Annotated in this window: 1 protein-coding gene; it reads right to left on the reverse strand. The window is 42.5% G+C overall.

The features are described from left to right. The coding region (locus AC1EUU_RS15435; protein WP_480202344.1) for a hypothetical protein at nucleotides 1–261 on the reverse strand (261 nt) is incomplete at both ends.

Genomic DNA, 261 nt, shown 5'->3' on the forward strand with positions numbered 1-261 from the left:
GCCGTTGAGCTTACTGTATAACTACCATCTGCTAAATCCGTAGTCGCTAATACTATTGTTCCATCTGTACCACCACAACTGGTAGGATCACTACTACTTGTAAAAGTTAAAGTCGGTAAGGCATGTACTGTTACCGTAAACGCTGCACTGGTCGAACTACAACTATTGCCATCAGTAACTGTATACGTTATATCTGTTGTTCCTGCTGATACTGGTGTAACTACTCCTGTACTTGAGTCGATCGTCGCTACTGCTGTATTC

Source organism: Maritimimonas sp. 2205BS37-2, assembly GCF_056591755.1.